The 22264-nt window shown below is 53.1% G+C and carries 13 protein-coding genes; 9 read left to right on the forward strand and 4 right to left on the reverse strand.

Annotated elements, in window-relative coordinates; all coding sequences use genetic code 11:
* Positions 1–284: 284 nt before the first annotated feature.
* On the reverse strand, positions 285–1013 hold the full coding sequence (ubiG, locus tag BN2591_RS00315; RefSeq protein ID WP_086868100.1) for a bifunctional 2-polyprenyl-6-hydroxyphenol methylase/3-demethylubiquinol 3-O-methyltransferase UbiG: 729 nt from the start codon (positions 1011–1013) through the stop codon (positions 285–287).
* A gap of 158 nt (positions 1014–1171) precedes the next feature.
* On the opposite strand from ubiG, the gene gyrA reads away from it, so the two are divergent.
* Together gyrA and rcsC are read left to right on the forward strand one after the other, a co-directional pair.
* A complete protein-coding gene (gene gyrA, locus BN2591_RS00320; RefSeq protein WP_086868102.1) occupies positions 1172–3814 on the forward strand; it encodes a DNA topoisomerase (ATP-hydrolyzing) subunit A in 2643 nt (880 codons plus the stop codon).
* Positions 3815–3928: 114 nt separating this feature from the next.
* Positions 3929–6775 (forward strand): two-component system sensor histidine kinase RcsC, encoded by a 2847-nt coding sequence (gene rcsC / locus BN2591_RS00325; protein WP_086868104.1) that lies wholly within the window; start codon positions 3929–3931, stop codon positions 6773–6775.
* A gap of 32 nt (positions 6776–6807) precedes the next feature.
* Here rcsC and rcsB read toward each other — a convergent pair whose 3' ends face one another.
* Together rcsB and rcsD are read right to left on the reverse strand one after the other, a co-directional pair.
* Entirely contained in the window at positions 6808–7458 is a 651-nt protein-coding gene (gene rcsB / locus BN2591_RS00330) for a response regulator transcription factor RcsB (RefSeq protein ID WP_017458563.1), read from the reverse strand.
* Between the two features lie 16 nt (positions 7459–7474).
* Positions 7475–10144, reverse strand: coding sequence for a phosphotransferase RcsD (rcsD, locus tag BN2591_RS00335; protein WP_086868106.1), 2670 nt, complete (start codon positions 10142–10144; stop codon positions 7475–7477).
* A gap of 838 nt (positions 10145–10982) precedes the next feature.
* Here rcsD and BN2591_RS00340 point away from each other — a divergent pair.
* From BN2591_RS00340 to mgtE, 6 genes are all read left to right on the forward strand, one after another.
* Positions 10983–12128: a porin OmpC gene (locus BN2591_RS00340; RefSeq protein WP_086868108.1), complete on the forward strand. Its 1146-nt coding sequence runs from the start codon at positions 10983–10985 to the stop codon at positions 12126–12128.
* Between the two features lie 115 nt (positions 12129–12243).
* Complete coding sequence (apbE, locus tag BN2591_RS00345; protein ID WP_086868110.1) at positions 12244–13275, forward strand: FAD:protein FMN transferase ApbE; 1032 nt, start codon at positions 12244–12246, stop codon at positions 13273–13275.
* A 72-nt stretch (positions 13276–13347) separates the two neighbouring features.
* Complete coding sequence (gene ada / locus BN2591_RS00350) at positions 13348–14409, forward strand: bifunctional DNA-binding transcriptional regulator/O6-methylguanine-DNA methyltransferase Ada (RefSeq protein ID WP_086868112.1); 1062 nt, start codon at positions 13348–13350, stop codon at positions 14407–14409.
* Complete coding sequence (alkB, locus tag BN2591_RS00355; protein ID WP_086868114.1) at positions 14409–15059, forward strand: DNA oxidative demethylase AlkB; 651 nt, start codon at positions 14409–14411, stop codon at positions 15057–15059. Before ada ends, alkB begins: the two co-directional genes overlap by 1 nt.
* A 73-nt stretch (positions 15060–15132) precedes the next feature.
* A complete protein-coding gene (locus BN2591_RS00360) occupies positions 15133–16776 on the forward strand; it encodes a multidrug ABC transporter permease/ATP-binding protein (protein ID WP_086868116.1) in 1644 nt (547 codons plus the stop codon).
* A 143-nt stretch (positions 16777–16919) separates the two neighbouring features.
* Positions 16920–18356, forward strand: coding sequence for a magnesium transporter (gene mgtE, locus BN2591_RS00365; protein WP_086868118.1), 1437 nt, complete (start codon positions 16920–16922; stop codon positions 18354–18356).
* On the opposite strand, the gene BN2591_RS00370 is transcribed toward mgtE, so the two are convergent.
* Positions 18319–19554, reverse strand: coding sequence for a SulP family inorganic anion transporter (locus tag BN2591_RS00370; protein WP_086868120.1), 1236 nt, complete (start codon positions 19552–19554; stop codon positions 18319–18321). The two genes, mgtE and BN2591_RS00370, sit on opposite strands and share 38 nt — an antisense overlap.
* A 277-nt stretch (positions 19555–19831) precedes the next feature.
* Between BN2591_RS00370 and mqo the strand changes: the two genes are divergently transcribed.
* Positions 19832–21487: a malate dehydrogenase (quinone) gene (gene mqo, locus BN2591_RS00375; protein WP_086868122.1), complete on the forward strand. Its 1656-nt coding sequence runs from the start codon at positions 19832–19834 to the stop codon at positions 21485–21487.
* Positions 21488–22264 lie beyond the last annotated feature (777 nt).

Below are 22264 nucleotides of genomic sequence, written 5' to 3' on the forward strand. Positions count from 1 at the left end.
TTAACTCTGTGGATAAATACTACATATAGGGGGTTTGCGATAAGAGAAACGCTATATGGTGAGTATTCTAGTAAGGATTCTTTTCAGTACAAGAGTTGATTTTGAGGTTAAATTGAGGTTGCGAAAGGGTGATAATCGCTAAGTCCTCGTATCGTAAGGCCTGGCGGCGATGTCAATATTCCGCAAAAAAAAATGAATTTTTGATCGAGTGCTGATTTCTTCATCGAGAAAGGCAATTGCGCAACTTGATGCTGCGCAATCTTCTATCACTTTATCTGATGACCTTAGTCATTTTTTGCCATTGTATGTAACATATAGTTCACATCTACCCCCGGCCCTAACGTAAACTGGTTTAACAACGGGTTGTAATGTAACCCGGTGATGTGACGCTCCTGTAACACAGTGCCGTCAACCCAGTTTAAGAGCTCCGCTGGCTTAATAAATTTCTTCACGTCGTGCGTCCCTTTCGGCACCATGCGCAGCACATATTCCGCGCCGACGACCGCCATCAACCAGGCTTTGCCGTTGCGGTTAATGGTAGAGAAGAAGACATGACCGCCGGGTTTGACCAACTGCGCGCAGGCTTTGACCACCGATTGCGGATCCGGAACATGCTCCAGCATCTCCATGCAGGTGACGACGTCATACTGCTGCGCGTGTTTTGCCGCATGCTCTTCCACAGTTTCCTGCACGTAATTGACCTGAACGCCAGATTCCAGCGCATGCAAACGCGCTACCTGGAGTGGTTCAAAGCCCATATCGAGCCCGGTGACCTCCGCGCCTTCTTGCGCCATGCTTTCCGCCAGAATCCCGCCGCCGCAACCGACATCGAGCACTTTCTTACCGAACAGACCGGCAGCATGTTCGCCAATATAGCCCAGACGCAGCGGGTTGATGCGGTGCAGGGGTTTAAACTCACCTTCTTTATCCCACCAGCGCGAGGCGACTGCCTCAAATTTGGCGATTTCAGCATGATCAACGTTCTGAGCGGCCGGCGTTTTTTCGGCATTCATGGGCGCAATAACTCCTCTATCAATAAGACCCGTGAGTATATCAGGCCAACGGGATGAATAAACCTTTGCACGGGTGTTATAGGTTTACCTGTATCAAAGCGGTTGTGTTATAATTTGCGACCTTTGAATCCGGGATACAGTAGAGGGATAGCGGTTAGATGAGCGACCTTGCGAGAGAAATTACACCGGTTAACATCGAGGAAGAGCTGAAGAGCTCCTATCTGGACTATGCGATGTCGGTCATTGTTGGCCGTGCGCTTCCGGATGTCCGAGATGGCCTGAAACCGGTTCACCGTCGCGTACTTTACGCCATGAACGTATTGGGCAATGACTGGAATAAAGCCTACAAAAAATCTGCCCGTGTCGTTGGTGACGTAATCGGTAAGTACCATCCCCATGGCGATTCCGCAGTGTACGACACCATTGTCCGTATGGCGCAGCCGTTTTCGCTGCGTTACATGCTGGTCGATGGTCAGGGGAACTTCGGTTCCATCGATGGCGACTCTGCGGCGGCGATGCGTTATACGGAAATCCGCCTGGCGAAGATCGCCCATGAATTGATGGCCGATCTGGAAAAAGAGACGGTTGATTACGTCGATAACTACGACGGCACCGAAAAAATCCCTGATGTGATGCCCACCAAGATCCCGAACCTGCTGGTGAACGGTTCGTCGGGTATCGCCGTCGGTATGGCTACCAACATTCCGCCACATAACCTGACGGAAGTGATCAATGGTTGCCTGGCCTACATTGATAACGAAGACATCAGCATTGAAGAGCTGATGGTGCATATTCCGGGGCCGGATTTTCCGACTGCGGCGATCATCAACGGTCGCCGTGGCATCGAAGAGGCCTATCGCACCGGTCGCGGCAAGATCTACATTCGCGCACGCGCGGAAGTAGAAACCGACGCGAAAAGCGGTCGCGAAACTATTATCGTGCACGAAATTCCGTATCAGGTGAACAAAGCGCGCCTGATCGAGAAGATTGCCGAGCTGGTGAAAGATAAACGCGTTGAAGGTATCAGCGCGCTGCGCGACGAGTCCGATAAAGACGGTATGCGCATCGTTATCGAAATCAAACGCGACGCCGTGGGTGAAGTGGTTCTGAACAACCTCTACTCCCAGACGCAATTGCAGGTTTCCTTCGGTATCAACATGGTGGCTCTGCACCATGGCCAGCCGAAGATCATGGCGCTGAAAGAAATTCTCGCCGCGTTTGTGCGCCACCGCCGTGAAGTGGTGACGCGTCGTACCATTTTCGAACTGCGTAAAGCTCGCGACCGCGCACATATCCTCGAAGCGCTGGCCGTGGCGCTGGCGAACATCGACCCGATCATTGAGCTGATCCGCCGCGCGCCGACGCCTGCTGAAGCGAAAGCAGGGCTGATCGCGCAGCCGTGGGATCTGGGCAATGTCTCTGCCATGCTGGAACGTGCGGGCGATGACGCGGCGCGTCCGGAGTGGCTGGAGCCGGAGTTTGGGATTCGTGATGGCAAATACTATCTGACCGAACAGCAGGCACAGGCGATTCTGGATCTGCGTTTGCAGAAACTGACCGGCCTTGAGCATGAAAAACTGCTCGATGAGTACAAAGAGCTGCTGGAGCAGATTGCTGAGCTGCTGCATATCCTTGGCAGCGCTGAACGCCTGATGGAAGTGATCCGCGAAGAGCTTGAGCTGGTTCGCGAACAGTTTGGCGACGAGCGTCGTACCGAAATTACCGCGAATACTGCCGATATCAACATCGAAGACCTGATCAATCAGGAAGATGTGGTGGTTACGTTGTCGCACCAGGGCTATGTGAAGTATCAGCCGCTGACCGACTACGAAGCCCAGCGCCGTGGCGGTAAAGGCAAATCGGCTGCGCGTATTAAAGAAGAAGACTTTATCGATCGCCTGCTGGTGGCCAACACCCATGACACCATCCTCTGCTTCTCCAGCCGTGGACGTTTGTACTGGATGAAGGTTTATCAGTTGCCGGAAGCAAGCCGTGGCGCGCGTGGTCGCCCGATCGTCAACCTGCTGCCGCTGGAGCCGAACGAGCGTATCACCGCTATCCTGCCGGTGCGTGAATACGAAGAGGGCGTGAACGTCTTTATGGCGACCGCCAGTGGTACCGTGAAGAAAACTGCGCTTACCGAATTCAGCCGTCCGCGTTCTGCCGGTATCATTGCCGTCAACCTGAACGAAGGCGATGAATTGATTGGCGTCGATCTGACGTCAGGTACCGACGAAGTGATGCTCTTCTCCGCGGCGGGTAAAGTGGTGCGCTTTAAAGAAGGTGCCGTGCGTGCAATGGGTCGTACTGCGACCGGTGTTCGTGGCATCAAGCTTGCGGAAAAAGACAGCGTTGTCTCGCTGATCGTACCGCGCGGCGAAGGCGCAATCCTGACGGTCACGCAGAACGGTTACGGTAAACGTACGGCGGAAACCGAGTACCCAACCAAATCACGCGGTACCCAGGGCGTTATCTCTATCAAAGTCACCGAGCGTAACGGCGCAGTGGTCGGCGCGGTTCAGGTTGATGATTGCGACCAGATCATGATGATCACCGATGCCGGTACGCTGGTGCGTACACGCGTCTCGGAAATCAGCGTAGTAGGGCGTAACACCCAAGGCGTTATTCTGATCCGCACCGCGGAAGATGAAAACGTAGTGGGTCTGCAGCGTGTTGCTGAGCCGGTAGATGATGAAGAGTTAGATTCCATCGACGGTAGCGTGGCGGAAGGCGATGATGATATCGCGCCGGAAGTTGATACCGATACCGACGACGACGCGGCGGACGACGACGCCGAGTAATGCGTTATAAGGGGCCGGTTTCCGGCCCTTTTTCATTGCCGTTGCGGCCTTTGCGATTTATCGCTACCTTAAACACACTCTTTTTTAACTTCCTTGTGGCGGAGTTTCCCCAGGTTGAAATACCTCGTCTCTTTTCGCAGTACCCTGAAAGTTTCCCGCTATCTCTTCAGGGCGCTGGCGCTATTGCTTTGGCTGTTGATTGCCTTTTTTTCTGTCTTTTATATTGTTAACGCCTTGCATGACAAAGAGTCGGAAATTCGTCAGGAATTTAACCTCAGTTCCGATCAGGCGCAGCGTTACATTCAGCGCACGTCTGACGTAATGAAAGAGCTGAAGTACATCGCCGAAAACCGCCTGACGGCGGAAAACGGTATTCTGACTTCGCGCAACCGCGACGACAAAACCGATGTCCCGACATTTTTACCGCTGTTCCCGGACTCTGACTGCTCCGCCATGGGCAACTCCTGGCGCGGCTCGCTGGAGTCGCTGGCGTGGTTTATGCGCTACTGGCGCGATAATTTCTCCGCCGCTTACGATCTCAACCGCGTGTTTTTGATCGGTAGCGACAATCTCTGTATGGCCGATTTTGGCCTGCGCGATCTCCCCGTTGAACGCGATGACACGCTGAAAAGTCTGCATGAACGCATCGTTAAATATCGCAATGCCCCGCAGGATGAGCGCAGCAACAATGTCTACTGGATGAGCCAGGGGCCGCGTCCGGGGATCGGTTACTTCTATGCGCTGACGCCGGTTTACCTCGGTAACCGCCTGCAAGCGCTGCTGGGTACAGAACAGTCCATTCGCATGGAAAACTTCTTTACGCCGGGCAGCTTGCCAATGGGTGTGACCATTCTGGACGACAACGGGCATGCGCTGATTTCACTTACCGGCCAGGATAGCGGCATTGTTGTCGATCCGCGCTGGATGCAAGAACGTTCGTGGTTTGGTTATACCTCGGGTTTTCGCGAACTGATCCTGAAAAAGAGCCTGCCGCCGTCATCGCTGAGCGTGGTCTACTCCGTACCGGTAGACATGGTGCTGGAACGCATTCGTATGCTGATCCTTAACGCGGTATTGCTGAATGTGCTGGTCGGTGTGGCGCTCTTTACCCTTGCGCGCATGTATGAGCGGCGGATTTTTATTCCGGCGGAAAATGATGCCCAGCGGCTGGAAGAACATGAGCAGTTCAACCGTAAAATTGTCGCCTCCGCGCCGGTGGGGATCTGCATTTTACGTACTCAGGACGGCACAAACATCCTCAGTAACGAGCTGGCGCACAACTATCTGAATATGTTGACGCATGAAGACAGGCAGCGGCTTACGCAAATTATCTGTGGTCAGCAGGTCAATTTCGTTGATGTGCTGACCAGCAATAATACCAATCTGCAAATTAGCTTTGTTCATTCACGTTATCGCAATGAAAACGTGGCGATTTGCGTGCTGGTGGATGTTTCCGCCCGCGTGAAGATGGAAGAGTCGTTGCAGGAGATGGCGCAAGCGGCGGAGCAGGCGAGCCAGTCGAAATCGATGTTCCTTGCGACAGTCAGCCATGAGTTGCGCACACCGCTGTACGGTATTATCGGCAACCTCGATCTGTTGCAAACGAAAGAGCTTCCGAAAGGGGTCGACAGGCTGGTCACCGCAATGAATAACTCGTCGAGCCTGCTGCTGAAAATTATCAGCGATATCCTTGATTTCTCGAAAATTGAATCGGAACAGTTGAAAATCGAGCCGCGTGAGTTCTCCCCACGCGAAGTGATGAGCCATATCACCGCCAACTATTTACCGCTGGTGGTGCGTAAACAACTGGGGCTGTACTGCTTTATTGAACCGGATGTGCCGATGGCGCTCAACGGTGACCCGATGCGTTTACAGCAGGTGATTTCCAACCTGCTCAGCAACGCGATTAAGTTCACTGATATGGGTTGTATCGTGCTGCATGTGCATCGCGACGCCGATTATCTCAGCATCCGCGTACGTGATACCGGTGTGGGGATCCCCGGTAAAGAAGTGGTGCGTCTGTTCGATCCCTTCTTCCAGGTGGGAACGGGCGTGCAGCGTAACTTCCAGGGAACCGGACTGGGGCTGGCGATTTGCGAAAAATTGATCAGCATGATGGATGGCGATATTTCCGTTGATACCGAACCGGGCATGGGTAGTCAGTTTACCATCCGTATTCCCCTGTACGGCGCCGTACCGCCGGTGCGCGCAGATGTGGATGGCCTGGCGGAAACCTGCTGTTGGCTGGCGGTGCGTAATGCCTGGCTGTCGGGTTATTTGCAGACATTACTGCAATGGAACGGTATTCAGGTTAAGCAGTACGACGGGCGCACGCTGGGCAACCAGGATACGTTGATCACCGATGATGAACTCTCCGCGTCGTGGACCGGACGCGCGGCCATTATTTTCTGCCGCCGCCATATCGGTATTCCGGTCGAGCGCGCGCCGGGCGAATGGTTGCACAGCGTTGCGTCACCACACGATCTGCTGGCGCTGCTGGGGCGCATTTACCGGGTTCAGGTTATCGAGCCGCAGGCGAGCAATGCGCTACCGGCTGAGACCCGGGAAGCGGCGCGTAACGATGACATGATGATCCTGGTGGTGGACGATCATCCGATTAACCGCCGCCTGCTGGCCGATCAGCTGGGATCGCTGGGATATCAGTGTAAAACGGCCAATGACGGTGTGGATGCGCTGAATGTTCTGAGTAAAAACTCTATCGATATTGTGCTTAGCGACGTCAACATGCCGAATATGGACGGTTATCGCCTGACACAACGTATTCGTCAGTTAGGGCTAACGCTGCCGGTGATTGGTGTGACGGCTAACGCGCTGGCGGAAGAGAAGCAACGCTGTCTGGAATCGGGTATGGATAGCTGCCTGTCGAAGCCGGTAACGCTGGATATTCTCAAGCAAACGCTGGCGGCGTATGCCGCGCGGGTACGAAACAGCAGAGTATAAAAAGAACCCCGGCGAGTGCCGGGGTTACAGGATTACTCTTTTTCTGTCTGCGTCAGGGTGACGGAGGAGAGATAGTTCAGCAGCGCGATATCGTTATCGACACCCAGTTTCATCATTGCTGATTTCTTCTGGCTACTGATGGTTTTGATACTGCGGTTCAGCTTTTTGGCGATTTCCGTTACCAGGAAACCTTCGGCAAACAGGCGCAGCACTTCGCTCTCTTTTGGTGACAGACGTTTGTCGCCGTAACCGCCAGCGCTGATTTTTTCCAGCAGGCGGGAGACGCTTTCCGGGGTGAATTTCTTCCCTTTTTGCAATGCCGCCAGCGCTTTTGGCAGGTCTGTCGGCGCGCCCTGTTTCAGCACGATACCTTCAATATCCAGATCCAGCACTGCGCTCAGGATTGCCGGGTTATTGTTCATGGTAAGCACAATAATCGACAGCGTCGGGAAGTGACGTTTAATGTATTTGATAAGCGTGATGCCATCGCCGTATTTATCGCCCGGCATTGACAGGTCGGTTATCAATACGTTTGCCTCAAGTTTCGGCAGGTTGTTAATCAGCGCTGTAGAGTCTTCAAATTCACCGACAACGTTTACCCATTCGATTTGTTCGAGTGACTTGCGAATACCGAACAGTACAATCGGATGGTCATCGGCAATAATTACGTTCATATTGTTCATGTATTAGGCTACCTTGCTACAGCAAGCTCTTGACGTAAGCGTCAATGTCGCTGATGTAATTTTCTATGCCTGGAACATCGCTCTCGCGAATTAATTGCTCCAGCGTTTCGCACAACTGCTTACCAGGTACCAGATTAAGCATGGCAAACACGCCTTTCAGGCGGTGTGCCGTCTGCGCCAGCGCCGCGAAATCGCGCAACGCCGACTCAGTATACAACCTCTTAACATCATCGGGTACTGTGTCAACAAACAGCGCGTAATAGCCGCTGGCGTGGAGCTCGGCGTTTTCGTCACCCCCCAAAGGCGACTCCGGTACATCCTCCTGCGCCAGTTGCTCTTCAATGAGTTGCAATATTGCTCCCTGCATTGCATTGCTCATATTAAAGTTCACGCGCAATTGGCCAGGGCCAATTTTCCGCACGCCTGCCTCATCATCGCTTAAAAGCAAGCCTGAGGCAGTAAGATTAGACGGATTATCTGTCAAAAATAGATCATATTCTTGACTTGATAACCGCTCATCCGGGGAAATACAACTCGCCCCCCAGTTTTCCAACTGGCGAACCACAATATTACGGATTTCGTTAGAGGTAATATCAATCATCGCCACAACGTCATCGAGTAATTTTTCTTCGCTCTCTGCCTGTTGCGGACGGGCCGCCATTTTCACATGCAGGGAGTAGCGAGTGCCCAGATCCTCACGCGCTTTAATATTCAGATGTCCGCCAAGTTTACGTGCCAGCTGATCGCACAGCCAGAAGGTGAGGGCGTTCGCTTTCCCGTACTGGTCACCCTGCGTATCGTTAAGGAACGGGAAATGCAGATTATCGATTTCACTGGCGTTCACACCCACGCCGGTGTCGAGGATCCGGAAAGTCAGGCGATCCTCAGCCGATTCGTCCACATTCACTTCAAGCGTGATTTTCCCCATCTGCGTGGTCGTGACCGCGTACTGGATCAATAGCAGCAGGATCCGACGCAGCGCGTCGCGATCGCCGTGACGCTCTTCATTGGCCGGAAGCGGGTTATTAATTAAGAGTTGCAGACCCTTACGTTTGATAACCGGCAGGACCTCCGGCACCACTTCGTCAATCAAATCCTGAATCGAGAACAGTGTCGGGGAGCCTTTCCAGCTGTCGCTCTCCAGCATATGCGCCAACTGGATTTCATCGACCAGTTGAACCAGCCTGTCGGCGTGATCCGCGACAAGATTGCCTTCCTGAGTCTGCAAGGCGGCCGCTTCGCCAGCCAGCGCTTTCACCGGCTGTTTGAGCGACTCGGCAAGGTTACTCATAAAGCTGGCGCGGCCCTGCTGGTTTTTCTCATAAAGTCGTTGCGCCTGCTTCAGCTTTTTATTGACCAGCACTTCTCTGTCCTGGTCGCGAATAATAAAGATCTGCGTACGCGACGCGACCTGGCTGCGAAACTGACGGATTTCGTACAGTTCGTTATTGATGGTGGCCTGAATCACGCCCTGATGCTGATCGGCCATGGCCGTAATATTCTGCAGATTCAGGTGCGGCAGTAAGTGATCGGCGATTTTATTGCTCAGAACGGTGCGGTTCGCTTCCTGATCGTGCACCAGCAGTCCCAGCGGCAGCAGTGAAACAATCTCTTCATTAAAGGCGCGCAGCACGCGCAGTTCGTTACTCGCCCCCGGCGTTGCCAGACCGTCGGTTTTACGTCCTGGCATCTGGCGAAAGGTGGTGTAACCGAACAACGCCAGCGCCAGCAGGCCGATATTCAGCAGTAACGGCAACAGAATGTTTTGTAACGTATCCAGCAACAGTGTTCCGAATGGCACCTGCCAGACCAGACGCAGCCCGGTGCCATTCAACGCCGAGGAGATCTCGATGCGCGAACTATTAAAGTTGACGGCAACGCTGTCGGTGGTTTCCTTATCCTGCCCGCGCGTGTTGGTCTGCGTGGTATCCGGATCGAGACGGAAGCTATCCAGCGTCATGCCGGGTGGGATCAGATCATTAATTGGCAAATCGAATGCGACCACCGTGGCCAGGTGGCCCGGTTGGTTGAATGTCGTACGCAGCGTGAAGTAATGGCCGTTTTGCCAGGCCAGATGGCGCAGAGATGAAAAGCTCTCGCGTTCATCAAGGGCATTCGCCTGCTGCAGCATTTCCGCACGGCGGGAATCGACAATATTACTGATCGTGGTGTCTTTGAAACCGGAAGAAAGATCTTTTAGCGGTAACGTCGATACCAGGATCATGCTGTTATCCTGGCCGTTAAGATAGTACATCGACCAGGGCACGGTTTCCGCGCCCCAGAGCGTATCGAGGTAAGTGGAGATCCGCTGCGTCATTTCCAGCGTTGAACTGTCATGAGAACCAAAAATCAACGCTTCTGTTTTACGCCGCGGTTTTTCCAGATAGTAAACATCTTGCTTTAAGCGCGTTTCTTGCAGGCCTTCACCAGACGTAGCGGCAGGCGCAGCTGCAATGTTGTCGTAGATTTGCCAGGTAGCGTAGCGCCAGGTGTCGATACGCTTATGAATAGCGTGGGTGATATCGACAATCTGATAGCTTTTATCTTTTAACCAGGCGTTGACCGCACTTTGGATCATCACGCCCATTGTTACCAACAGGACGATAATCAACAAAAGAAAGTAACGGGTGATGTTGCCCGGTATCAGGGAAAATTTGCCAGGGATCATTGTGTCCGATCGACTCATTCTTGTGTGGAACCCGTTATGACAACACTGCTGTTAACACTCAGCGCTCGCTGAGACAATGTTGCTGCCATGCCGTAATAGCCGCCTATAACACGCGGCGAACGTATAGATGTTGTGTTGCAGAGCAGTGTACAGCAGGCAGTATATCGGTTAATGAGTGAATTTCCAGACTCACTTTCCCGTTTCAGTCTCGAAAACATGGAGATAGACATATTGACTACATATTGTGGCAAATATGTACAGCCAGGAAAATTTGTACATATATTTACCGTTTGGTTGCAAAAAGAACGCGATAAATAACAAGCTATTAATTTCATGAATGCGTCAATCAGAAATATCTGGCATGACAATTGATTAATTAATAGTCGTTACAAATCGTTATTATATCTAAATAATTATTCAATTTGCGTAAAGAAGGGTAAAAAAAAACCGAATGCGACGCATCCGGTTATAAGAGGGGTAAACAGACATTCAGATTCGAATGACGGTAATAAATAAAGTTAATGATGATAGCGTTTGATATTTTAGTTGCGATTGAAGGTTATGGTTTTGCATTCAGTGCTATGATTTTTATTTGATTTAATTGATTGTTTTGAAATGAATTTTTATTTGTTTTTGATTATTTGTGCGCATTTGTTTAGCTATTTGTGCGGAAAAAAGTTCCCTGAAATTTACAAAATGAAACATCTATCATTATGTATGAAACATCTTCAAAGTTTTCGTATCATATTCTCGTTGGATTATTTTTCTTTTTTAAGCACAATGATTTTGCCAGCCGGTTAGAGGGTTAATCGGCAAGCAGTGGCAATAAAAATGCATATAACAGAGGGTTAATAAAATGAAAGTTAAAGTTCTGTCCCTCCTGGTACCGGCTCTGCTGGTGGCAGGCGCAGCAAATGCGGCTGAAGTTTACAATAAAGATGGCAACAAATTAGATCTGTACGGCAAAGTAGACGGTCTGCACTATTTTTCTGACGACAACGGTTCTGATGGCGATAAGAGCTATGTCCGTTTTGGCTTCAAAGGCGAAACGCAGGTTAACGATCAGGTAACCGGCTACGGCCAGTGGGAATACAACGTACAGGCGAACAGTGAAGAAGGCGCAAGCGATCAAGCATGGACTCGTTTGGCCTTTGCTGGTATCCGCGTTGCTGACGCAGGTTCTTTCGACTACGGTCGTAACTATGGCGTTATCTACGACGTCACTTCCTGGACCGACGTTCTGCCGGAATTCGGCGGCGATACCTACGGTGCAGATAACTTCATGCAGTCCCGTGCTAACGGCGTTGCAACCTATCGTAACACTGACTTCTTCGGTCTGGTTGATGGTCTGAACTTTGCTCTGCAATACCAGGGTAAAAACGGTAGCGTAAGTGGTGAGAACGACAGCAATGGTCGTAGCCTGCTTAACCAGAATGGTGACGGCTATGGCGCGTCTCTGACTTACGATCTGGGCGCAGGCTTCAGCGTGGGCGGCGCGATGTCCTCTTCTAAACGTACTGCTGACCAGAATGCGACCAACAATGATGCGCTGTTCGGTGAAGGCGATCACGCAGAAGTGTACAGCGGCGGCCTGAAATACGACGCTAACAACATCTACCTGGCGGCACAGTATTCTCAGACCTATAACGCAACCCGCTTTGGTGATTCCAATGGTAATCCTCGCTCCACTGCATACGGTTTTGCCAACAAAGCGCAGAACTTTGAAGTGGTTGCCCAGTACCAGTTCGACTTCGGTCTGCGTCCGTCCATCGCTTACCTGCAATCTAAAGGTAAGGACATGAGCAACAACACCGGTACTGTTAACTTCGGTGACCAGGATATCCTGAAATACATCGATGTTGGCGCGACCTACTACTTCAACAAAAACATGTCCACCTATGTTGATTACAAAATCAACCTGCTGGACGACAACGACTTCACCAAAGCCGCTGGTATTTCCACCGACAACGTTGTTGCGCTGGGCCTGGTTTACCAGTTCTAAGTTAACAACCGTGATGATTAAGGGGCCGAAAGGCCCCTTTTTTATGGCTCGCGTCGGTTAAAACGCACGTTTTAGTGTAGGCTTGCCGCGGGTTAACAAATAACGAGAGACAGAGATGATTTTTCTTCGTGCCGGGGTTGTCGCGGCGTTGTTATTACTGGCCGGATGCGACACCGGTAGCAAGGCGCAGCCCATCGTGCTGGAAGGCAAAACCATGGGCACTTTCTGGCGCGTGAGTGTGGTGGATATCAGCCCACAACAGGCGCAGAACCTGCAACAAAAAATTCAGACGCAACTGGATGCTGACGATCACCTGATGTCGACCTGGAAGGACGACTCCGCGCTGATGCGCTTTAACCATTCGACCAGCACGGCTCCGTGGCCTGTCAACGCCGCGCTGGCGGACATTGTCACCACTGCGTTGCGTGTCGGCGAAAAAACAGATGGCGCGATGGATATCACCGTCGGGCCGCTGGTTAATTTGTGGGGGTTTGGCCCGGATAAACAGCCGGTAAAAACGCCAGACCAGGCACAAATCGATGCGGCGAAAGCACGTACCGGTTTAGCGCATTTAACCGTGATCAACCGCGCCGGGGAGCAATTTCTGCAAAAAGATCTGCCGGATCTGTTTGTTGACCTTTCGACGGTAGGCGAGGGGTACGCGGCGGATCACCTTGCAAGGTTAATGGAACAGGAAGGGATCGCGCGTTATCTGGTTTCTGTTGGCGGTGCGTTAGCCAGCCGGGGTATGAACGCGCAAGGCCAGTCGTGGCGCGTAGCGATCCAGAAACCGACCGATCGTGAGAATGTTGCCCAGGCGGTTGTCGATATTAATGGGCATGGCATCAGCACCTCTGGCAGCTACCGTAATTATTACGAACTGGACGGCAAACGTATTTCACACATCATCGATCCGCGCAACGGACGGCCAATCCAGCATGCGCTGGTATCGGTTACGGTTATCGCGCCCACAGCGCTGGAAGCCGATGCCTGGGACACCGGTTTAATGGTGCTCGGCACCGAACAGGCAAAAGAGGTGGTGAAGCGGGAAGGGCTGGCGGTCTTTATGATTATCAAAGACGGCGATGGTTTTCGCACCTGGATGTCGCCGCAGTTTTCCGCGTTTCTGCTAAGCGAAAAAAATTAAACCGCAAGATTGCGGGTGTCTGGATCTGCGCATACGGGCACAGTAAGGCTAAGCTTACATGAGGAGCCTGACATGAACGACACCACATTATCAGATGAACAGCGCTGGCAAGCGGTGCTGGCCCGTAACGCGCAGGTTGATGGTCAGTTTGTCTTTGCCGTGCTGACAACCGGCATTTTTTGCCGTCCCTCTTGCACGGCGCGTCACGCCCTGCGCCAGAATGTCCGTTTCTATCCCGATGCGCAGAGCGCCCAGGCCGCCGGATTTCGCCCCTGTAAGCGCTGCCAGCCGGATAAAACCCATCCGCAGCAACAGCGGCTGGATAAAGTGGCTAAAGCCTGCCGTTTACTGGAGCAGGATACGCCCATTACGCTGGCGCAACTGGCCGCCGAAGTGGCGCTTAGCCCTTATCATTTTCACCGTTTATTTAAATCCGTTACCGGCATGACGCCAAAAGCCTGGCAGATGGCTTTTCGCGCTCGTCGCTTGCGTACTACCCTTGCCGTGAGCGAAACCGTTACCGACGCCGTACTGGCCGCGGGCTTCCCGGATAGCAGCAGTTATTACCGCCAGGCTGATGCATCGCTCGGGATGACGGCACAGCAGTTTCGCCGCGGTGGCGATGCAACGGATGTCTGGTACACCTTCAGCGACTGCGCGCTGGGCCGCTGTCTGGTGGCAGAGAGCGAGCGTGGAATTTGCGCCATTTTACTGGCCGATAGTGACGAACAGCTTCTTGCTCAGTTGCAGGCGATCTTCCCCCGCGCCCAGCGTGCGCAGGCGAATGACGCGTTCAGCTCACGGGTGGAGGAGGTTATCAAGCGGCTCGACAACGCCGATGCCCCCTTTACATTGCCGCTGGATCTGCGCGGCACCGCGTTCCAGTTACAGGTATGGCAAGCACTGCGCGACATCCCTGCAGGTGAGACGGTAAGTTACCAGGCACTGGCGCAAAAACTGGGTAAACCGCAAGCGGTGCGGGCGGTAGCCAGCGCCTGCGGTGCGAACAAACTGGCGATTGTGATCCCGTGTCATCGCGTGGTGCGCAGCGATGGTGCGCTTTCTGGTTATCGCTGGGGAGTGGCGCGTAAAGCCCAATTACTTCAGCGAGAACGTAACAAAGAGGAGACGTGATGCTCGATCTGTTTTCCGGAGAACAACCCTGGCAGGAGCCGCTGGCATCGGGCGCTGTGGTGCTGCGGCGCCTTGCATTAGCATCAGCCGACCAACTATTACGCGGTATTGCGCAAGTGGTCAGCCAGTCGCCGCTGCGCCATATGGTCACGCCTGGCGGTTATACCATGTCAGTAGCAATGACCAACTGTGGCAAACTTGGCTGGACCACCGACAAGCGTGGTTATCTTTACGCGCCAGTCGATCCGTTAACTCAGCAGCCGTGGCCGCCGATGCCTGCTGCGTTTTCCGCGTTGTGCCAGCAGGCGAGCGAGGCGGCAGGTTACCCGGATTTTCGCCCTGATGCCTGTCTTATCAACCGTTATGTGCCGGGTGCGAAATTGTCGCTGCATCAGGATAAGGACGAACCCGATCTGCGTGCGCCGATTGTGTCGGTGTCGCTCGGATTACCGGCTGTTTTCCAGTTTGGCGGCCTTAAACGTAGCGATCCGATACAACGGTTAATGCTTGAACACGGCGATGTTGTCGTCTGGGGCGGCGAGTCGCGGCTCTTTTACCACGGCATTGCGCCGCTGAAAGGCGGTTATCATCCGGCTACCGGCGAGTGCCGCTACAACCTGACATTTCGCCAGGCAGGCAATGGCGAATAAAAATAAGAATTATTCTTGATGTAACCCGGTAGCCGTTTAAACTGCTGGCTGATTTTGTTGACCGGGTTTTGTTATGGAACTTCTCCTTCTCGTCTGGCGTCAGTACCGCTGGCCTTTTGTCGGTGTGCTCGCGCTTACCCTCGTGAGCGCCGCGTTTGGTATCGGCCTGATTGCTTTTATTAACCAGCGGCTGATTGAAACAGTGGATATGTCGCTGACCGTATTACCGGAGTTTCTCGGTTTACTGCTGCTATTGATGGCGGTGACGCTGGGGTCGCAACTGGCGCTGACCACCCTCGGTCACCATTTTGTCTTCCGTCTGCGCAGTGAATTTATCAAACGTATTCTCGATACTCCGGTCGAACGCATTGAACAACTCGGTAGCGCCACACTGTTGGCCGGTCTGACCAGCGACGTACGTAATATCACCATCGCCTTTGTGCGCCTGCCGGAACTGGTGCAGGGCATAATTCTCACCGTCGGTTCCTGTCTCTATCTGGCGATGCTCTCCGGCAAGATGCTGCTGATCACCGTACTGTGGATGGCGCTGACCATCTGGGGCGGGTTTGTGCTGGTGTCGCGTGTGTACAAACATATGGCGAGGCTGCGTGAAACAGAAGACAAGCTGTACAACGATTTCCAGACTGTGCTGGAAGGTCGCAAAGAGCTGAACCTCAACCGCGAGCGCGCGGAACACATTTTCAACCAGATGTATCTGCCGGATGCGCGTGAATATCGCCATCATATTATTCGCGCCGATACGTTCCATTTAAGCGCGGTGAACTGGTCGAACATTATGATGCTGGGAGCCATCGGCCTGGTGTTCTGGATGGCAAACAGCCTCGGCTGGGCGGATACCAATGTCGCCGCAACCTATTCCCTGACGCTGCTGTTTTTGCGCACGCCGCTGCTGTCAGCGGTGGGGGCCTTGCCCACGCTGCTTAGTGCGCAGGTGGCCTTTAAAAAGCTAAAACAGTTTACGCTGACGCCCTATAAAGCCGGGTTTCCTCGCCCGCAGGCTTTCCCGAACTGGCAAACGCTGGAATTGCGCGATGTTACCTTTAAATATCAGGACAACGACTTCGCGATTGGCCCCGTCAATATGACGCTGAATCGCGGCGAGCTGGTGTTTTTGATTGGGGGCAACGGCAGCGGTAAGTCGACGCTGGCGATGCTGTTAACCGGGCTGTATCAGCCGGTTTCTGGCGAGATCCTGCTGGATGGTAAACCGATGGCGCAGGATAAACCGGAAGATTACCGCAAATTATTCTCGGCGGTTTTTACCGACGTCTGGCTGTTTGACGATCTGCTGGGGCCGGAAGGCAAGCAGGCGGATCCGGCGCTGGTGGAAAAGTGGCTTGAGCAACTGAAAATGTCGCATAAGCTGGAACTGAGCAACGGCAAAATCCTCAATCTGAAGCTGTCGAAAGGGCAGAAAAAACGCGTCGCGTTGCTGCTGGCGCTGGCGGAAGAGCGCGATATCCTGCTGCTGGATGAATGGGCGGCCGATCAGGACCCACATTTCCGCCGCGATTTTTACCAGGTATTACTCCCGTTAATGCAGCAGATGGGCAAAACCATTTTTGCCATCAGCCATGACGATCACTACTTCGTGCATGCCGATCGCCTGCTTGAAATGCGTAACGGACAGCTCACCGAGTTGGTAGGTGAAGAGCGTGCGCACGCTTCCCGCGACGCAGTGGCGCGTACCGCCTGACAGAAGCGCCCCTTTTCCCGGGGGCGTTTGCTGGTTTTTTATCCAAACGCCTGCGCGGTTTATTATTTTTTACAAAACCTGCCGCTATGCTTAAGGCTACTCCGCTCTGCCTTCGGAGCGCTTTGCCACTCAGGGACCGGCCAATGTCAGTTATCAAAAAAAACAGCGTCAAACTGCGTGACGAAGAGCGTGCGCGGCTGATTTGGCTGCTCACCACTCATAAACCACTCACCGCCGCGCTGCTTGGCGAAATCACGCTGGTCGAGCAGGTTGATAGCGCCGAGCTTGAGCACGATCTCGCCGAAGTAAAGGTGCTGGTTTCGCACCTGCCGCCACCGGATTTGGCGGACACCCTTGAAGCGCTGCCAGTGGTTGAACGCCACGCGTTATGGCGGCTCATCGATGATGATAAGCGCGGAAAAGTGCTGCTTGAAGCGTCCGAAAACGTCTGGGATGACCTGATCGATGAGATGAGCGACCGTGCGCTGCTCGATGCGCTTGAGACGCTGGATATCGATGAGCAAATCTGGCTGGTGCAGCATCTGCCGCGTAACCTCACCGGACGGCTGATGGCGACGTTGCCACCGACAGATCGCGCCCGTATGCGGCAGGTTATGCGCTATGGCAAAAATTGCGTTGGCGCAATTATGGCGTTTGACGTCATCACCGTACGCTCAGAGGTGACGCTGGCGGCGGTTCAGCGCTATCTGCGCCGTCTCGGTAAAATGCCGGAGAACACCGACAAACTGTTTGTTATCGGGCGTGATAACCGACTGATGGGGGAGCTTGGGCTGCAAACTATCCTGCTTAACGCCGCCGGACGGCGGGTGAGTGAGGTAATGGATGCCGATCCGGTCACCTTCTCACCCGAAGACGAAGCGGAAAAAGTGGCGCGCACCTTCGAGCGTGACAACTTGCTGAGCGCGGCGGTGGTGGATGAAAACGGCATGCTGATGGGGCGTTTGACCATCGATGAAATCGTTGATGTGGTGTACGAAGAGACCGATAACGACATGCGTCAGATGGGCGGGCTAAGTACCGAGGAAGATGTTTTCGCGCCGGTAGGTAAAGCGGTGAAAAACCGCTGGGTGTGGCTGGCAACTAACCTGTGTACCGCCTTTATCGCATCACGCGTGATTGATGGGTTTGAACACACCATCTCGCAACTGGTGGCGCTGGCGTCGCTGATGCCAATTGTCGCCGGTATCGGCGGCAATACCGGTAATCAAACCATTACCATGATTGTTCGCGCACTGGCTTTACAGAACATTCAGCCGGGGAACTTTACCTTTCTTATTCTGCGTGAAATGGGCGTGGCGCTGATTAATGGTCTGGTGTGGGGCGGGATTATGGGCGGCGTCACCTGGTGGCTGTATGACGATGCGGCGCTGGGCGGCGTGATGACGCTGGCAATGGTGCTGAACCTGCTGATGGCGGCGCTAATGGGGGTATTAATCCCGATGGTGATGACCCGGCTGGGGCGCGACCCGGCGGTCGGCTCCAGCGTGATGATCACCGCCATTACCGATACCGGCGGTTTCTTTATTTTTCTTGGGCTGGCGACGATTTTTTTGCTGTAAACAGGCGCTTTTTCCGCAGCGCCGGTGGCGTAATCGCCAGCGTAACCAGCCCGGCAACAACGCCGATTGCCAGATTACCGGTGCTGACGGTGGCAACCACGGTGACCAGCATCATCAGCGTTTCGACAACGGGCGCACGCGTCAGCGTGGTGGGTTGCAAACTGCCCCAGTTAAACGTTTTGAACGCGACAATCGCCATGATTCCGGCCAGTACCACCATCGGGATTTTCGCCATCACTTCGCTCAATGCCGTTACCAGCAGCAACAGCACCAGCGCAGCAGCAAGGGTTGAGATACGCGTGCGGCCTTTGCCCATCTCCACGTTAACAATCGTCTGACCGATCATGGCGCACCCGGCAATCCCGCCGTAGAAACCCGCCAGAATGTTCGCGATCCCAAGCCCGGTGCTTTCCCGGCTTTTATTCGATGGCGTATGTGTCAGATCGTCCACCAATTTTGCGGTCAGCAGAGACTCCATCAACCCGACAAACGCGATACTCAGCGCGCACGGCCAGACAATGCTCAGCGTATGCAAATTCAATGGCACCAGCCATTGCGTCAGGCCAGGCAAACCGCCCTGCATCGAACCTTCATCCCCCACGGTGGGCAGCAACTGACCGGTAAAAACGGTGAATGCGGTGAGCAGCACAATCGCTACCAGCGGCGCGGGAATGCTTTTTACCCAGCGCGGAAGCCAAAGCACAATCAGAATGGTCAGGGCGAACAGCGCCAGAATCAGGGGATCGCTATGCCAGAAATGCGGCACCTGAGCGAAGAAAATCAATATCCCCAGTGCATTAACAAAACCGGTCATCACAGCGTGCGGGATAAAGCGCATCAGCCGGGACATTCCGCTCAGCCCGAAAACTATCTGGATCACACCCGCGAGTAAAACCGCTGGCAAGATGTATTCCACCCCGTTTTGATGAACCATCGGACCAATAACCAACGCGACTGACCCCGCCGCCGCTGTGACCATTGCCGGACGCCCGCCGAGCAACGACATGCTAAAACACAGCACTACTGAGGCTATCAGGCTCACTTTCGGGTCTACGCCTGCGATAACAGAAAATGAGATAACTTCCGGGATCAGTGCCAGTGCGGTGATAACGCCTGCCAGCACTTCTCGGGTGAAAAGCTGCGGTGAGCGCAGAAGGTGGCTTACGCGGAGTGCAGAATGCGTTGATTTTTCAGTCATAAAGAATCGCAGGTGAGAGTTGCCAGAAAAACAGTGACACAACGGTATCCCTGCGTTCGGCAAAGCGGGGGATGATAGCAGATTTCCAGCCGAAGTGACCAGCAATAAGTGTTAAATATAATGCAAAAAATCAACTTATTAGTAACATTAATACAATGAATATTTAATGTTTAAACATTATTTAAATCTCACTTTTTAAGTGCTACGTTAGGGGTGCTAACTACTTTACCCTCAATAAATGCGAATAAAGCAGCACTAAAAGTAAGGCAATATCATCATGAAAAAAATGACTGCCAGGCTGTTTTCGATGGCTGTCGGGCTTAATGCTGTCTCAAAAGCAGCAAAAACGTCCGCATCGAAAGAGCAGGAAACAGATGTGCTTTTAATCGGTGGTGGGATCATGAGCGCCACATTGGGAACCTGGTTGCAGGATCTCGAACCCACCTGGTCGATTACCATGGTGGAACGGCTGGATGCCCTGGCACAGGAGAGCTCAAACGGCTGGAATAATGCCGGTACCGGGCATGCCGCCTTAATGGAACTGAATTACACCCCACGCAGCGCGGACGGCTCTGTCAGTATTAAAAAAGCGATTGAAATCAACGAAGCATTCCGTATTTCTCGCCAGTTCTGGGCGCATCAGGTGAAAACCGGCGTATTGCGCGAACCTCGTTCATTTATCAATACCGTGCCGCATATGAGCCTCGTCTGGGGCGACGATAACGTGAACTTCCTGCGTGCGCGCTACAAAGCGTTGCAGCAGTGCTCCTTGTTCCGCGGTATGCGTTATTCCGAAGATGCCGAACAGATCAAACAGTGGGCGCCGCTGGTGATGGAAGGGCGTGATGCCGGGCAAAAAATTGCCGCCACGCGTACCGAAATCGGCACCGATGTGAACTTTGGTGAACTGACGCGCCAGATGATTGGTTCATTACAGAAAAAAGAGAACTTCGCTTTGCAACTGGGCACGGAAGTCCGTGGCCTCAAACGCAATGCCGACAACAGCTGGAATGTGACGCTGCATAACCTGCAAAGCGGCGCGGAGCAGATTATCAAGGCGAAGTTTATTTTTATTGGTGCCGGTGGCGCAGCGCTGAAATTGCTGCAGGCATCCGGTATTCCGGAAGCGGCAGACTATGCGGGTTTCCCGGTTGGCGGGCAATTCCTCGTGGCGGAAAACCCGGCGGTGGTCAATCACCATCTGGCGAAAGTTTACGGCCAGGCGACCGTGGGCGCGCCGCCCATGTCAGTACCGCATATTGATACGCGCATTATTGATGGCAAACGCGTGCTGCTGTTTGGGCCATTCGCCACGTTTTCGACGCGGTTTCTGAAAAACGGTTCGCTGTGGGATCTGCTGCGCTCGACTAACTCGTCGAACATTCTGCCGATGCTGACCGTGGGGATGACCAATTTCAGCCTGGTGAAATACCTGGTTAACCAGGTACTGCAAAATGAGGATGACCGCTTCGACGCGCTGCGTGAGTACTATCCGCTGGCGCAGAAAGAGGACTGGCGTTTGTGGCAGGCGGGTCAGCGCGTGCAGATTATCAAACGCGAAACGGGCAGGGGCGGTGTGTTGCGCCTGGGAACCGAAGTCGTCAGCGATAAAGAGGGCACCATTGCCGCGTTGCTTGGCGCGTCACCGGGAGCCTCGACCGCAGCGCCGATCATGCTGGAGTTGATGGAGAAAGTCTTTGCGGAGCGTTTCGCCTCTGCTGCCTGGCAGGCAAAACTGAAAGAGATCATTCCCTCTTTTGGCACGGAGCTGAATGGCAATATTGAAGCCGCCGACCAGGAGTTGCGCTACACCAGTGAGATCCTCGGCCTGAAATGCGACGAGTCGCTGGTCGCAGATATCACGCCACCGGTGCAAAAACCGACAACACAGCCGCATAACGACGGCGAACAGGTTGCGGATATCGCGTTGTAACCTTTTTTACTGCAACATAAAAACCGTGACGAATGCGTTACGGTTTTTATAACTCTCCCCCGCTGATGGATTAGTGAATTTTTCGCTGGACGCAGTATCACCAGCGATGGGGGAGGGTATTTATCTGGGTTTGCTTGTTCTCATTCACGTTCTCATTCACATAGTGCAGACATAAAAAATCAACCGCAATGAATTGGTTTCTTTGGGGTTTTTGGGGTGATACGAGGGGAGTCAATAAATTAATATGACGTTATGATTTATATGATCTCATTAAAGCTGCGAGCCTCAACATTTCCAGACGCTTTACTGGAAACCCCTTTATTACCACAGTTTTCATCACGGATACCGCATCCGGTAAATCATTTATACAGACGTAATCTCGTTTGAATGTCTTAACGAACGATTCTGCTATACCGTGACTTTCCGGCGGCGTACAGGCGTTGTTCACACTATTAACCCCCAGTTAACTGGCGAATGTGCGTGTTGCATCGGATATGTAGCAACTACCCTTATCGGTCAGCCATTCAATATGATGCAGTGTCTTCAGCGCGTTACCGTACTTCTTCCCCGGATTTTCTGCATTGATGACGTGCCCGATTTAAATGGCGGCTGCGGTAAAACCGTTATTGTCATCGTCCGCACCTCATTATCCGCTGCCTCGCATCGTTGCTACAGTTAAAATGACGGGCAAATAGCTGTTTAAAAACGCACTTATATCTTTCAAAAACGCTTTAAAATTTTCAAGAAGCACTTTAAAACCTTCAAAGGTGCCTTAAA

This window comes from Kosakonia pseudosacchari, from assembly GCF_900184035.1.
Classification (GTDB): domain Bacteria; phylum Pseudomonadota; class Gammaproteobacteria; order Enterobacterales; family Enterobacteriaceae; genus Kosakonia; species Kosakonia pseudosacchari.

What these genes read in the sequence shown, in the direction of transcription:
- gyrA (WP_086868102.1), top strand. Translation starts at nt 1,172, where the DNA reads ATGAGCGACCTTGCGAGAGAAATTACACCGGTTAACATCGAGGAAGAG.
- rcsD (WP_086868106.1), bottom strand. Translation starts at nt 10,144, where the DNA reads ATGAGTCGATCGGACACAATGATCCCTGGCAAATTTTCCCTGATACCG.
- rcsB (WP_017458563.1), bottom strand. Translation starts at nt 7,458, where the DNA reads ATGAACAATATGAACGTAATTATTGCCGATGACCATCCGATTGTACTG.
- BN2591_RS00340 (WP_086868108.1), top strand. Translation starts at nt 10,983, where the DNA reads ATGAAAGTTAAAGTTCTGTCCCTCCTGGTACCGGCTCTGCTGGTGGCA.
- alkB (WP_086868114.1), top strand. Translation starts at nt 14,409, where the DNA reads ATGCTCGATCTGTTTTCCGGAGAACAACCCTGGCAGGAGCCGCTGGCA.
- apbE (WP_086868110.1), top strand. Translation starts at nt 12,244, where the DNA reads ATGATTTTTCTTCGTGCCGGGGTTGTCGCGGCGTTGTTATTACTGGCC.
- ada (WP_086868112.1), top strand. Translation starts at nt 13,348, where the DNA reads ATGAACGACACCACATTATCAGATGAACAGCGCTGGCAAGCGGTGCTG.
- mqo (WP_086868122.1), top strand. Translation starts at nt 19,832, where the DNA reads ATGAAAAAAATGACTGCCAGGCTGTTTTCGATGGCTGTCGGGCTTAAT.
- BN2591_RS00370 (WP_086868120.1), bottom strand. Translation starts at nt 19,554, where the DNA reads ATGACTGAAAAATCAACGCATTCTGCACTCCGCGTAAGCCACCTTCTG.
- BN2591_RS00360 (WP_086868116.1), top strand. Translation starts at nt 15,133, where the DNA reads ATGGAACTTCTCCTTCTCGTCTGGCGTCAGTACCGCTGGCCTTTTGTC.
- mgtE (WP_086868118.1), top strand. Translation starts at nt 16,920, where the DNA reads ATGTCAGTTATCAAAAAAAACAGCGTCAAACTGCGTGACGAAGAGCGT.
- ubiG (WP_086868100.1), bottom strand. Translation starts at nt 1,013, where the DNA reads ATGAATGCCGAAAAAACGCCGGCCGCTCAGAACGTTGATCATGCTGAA.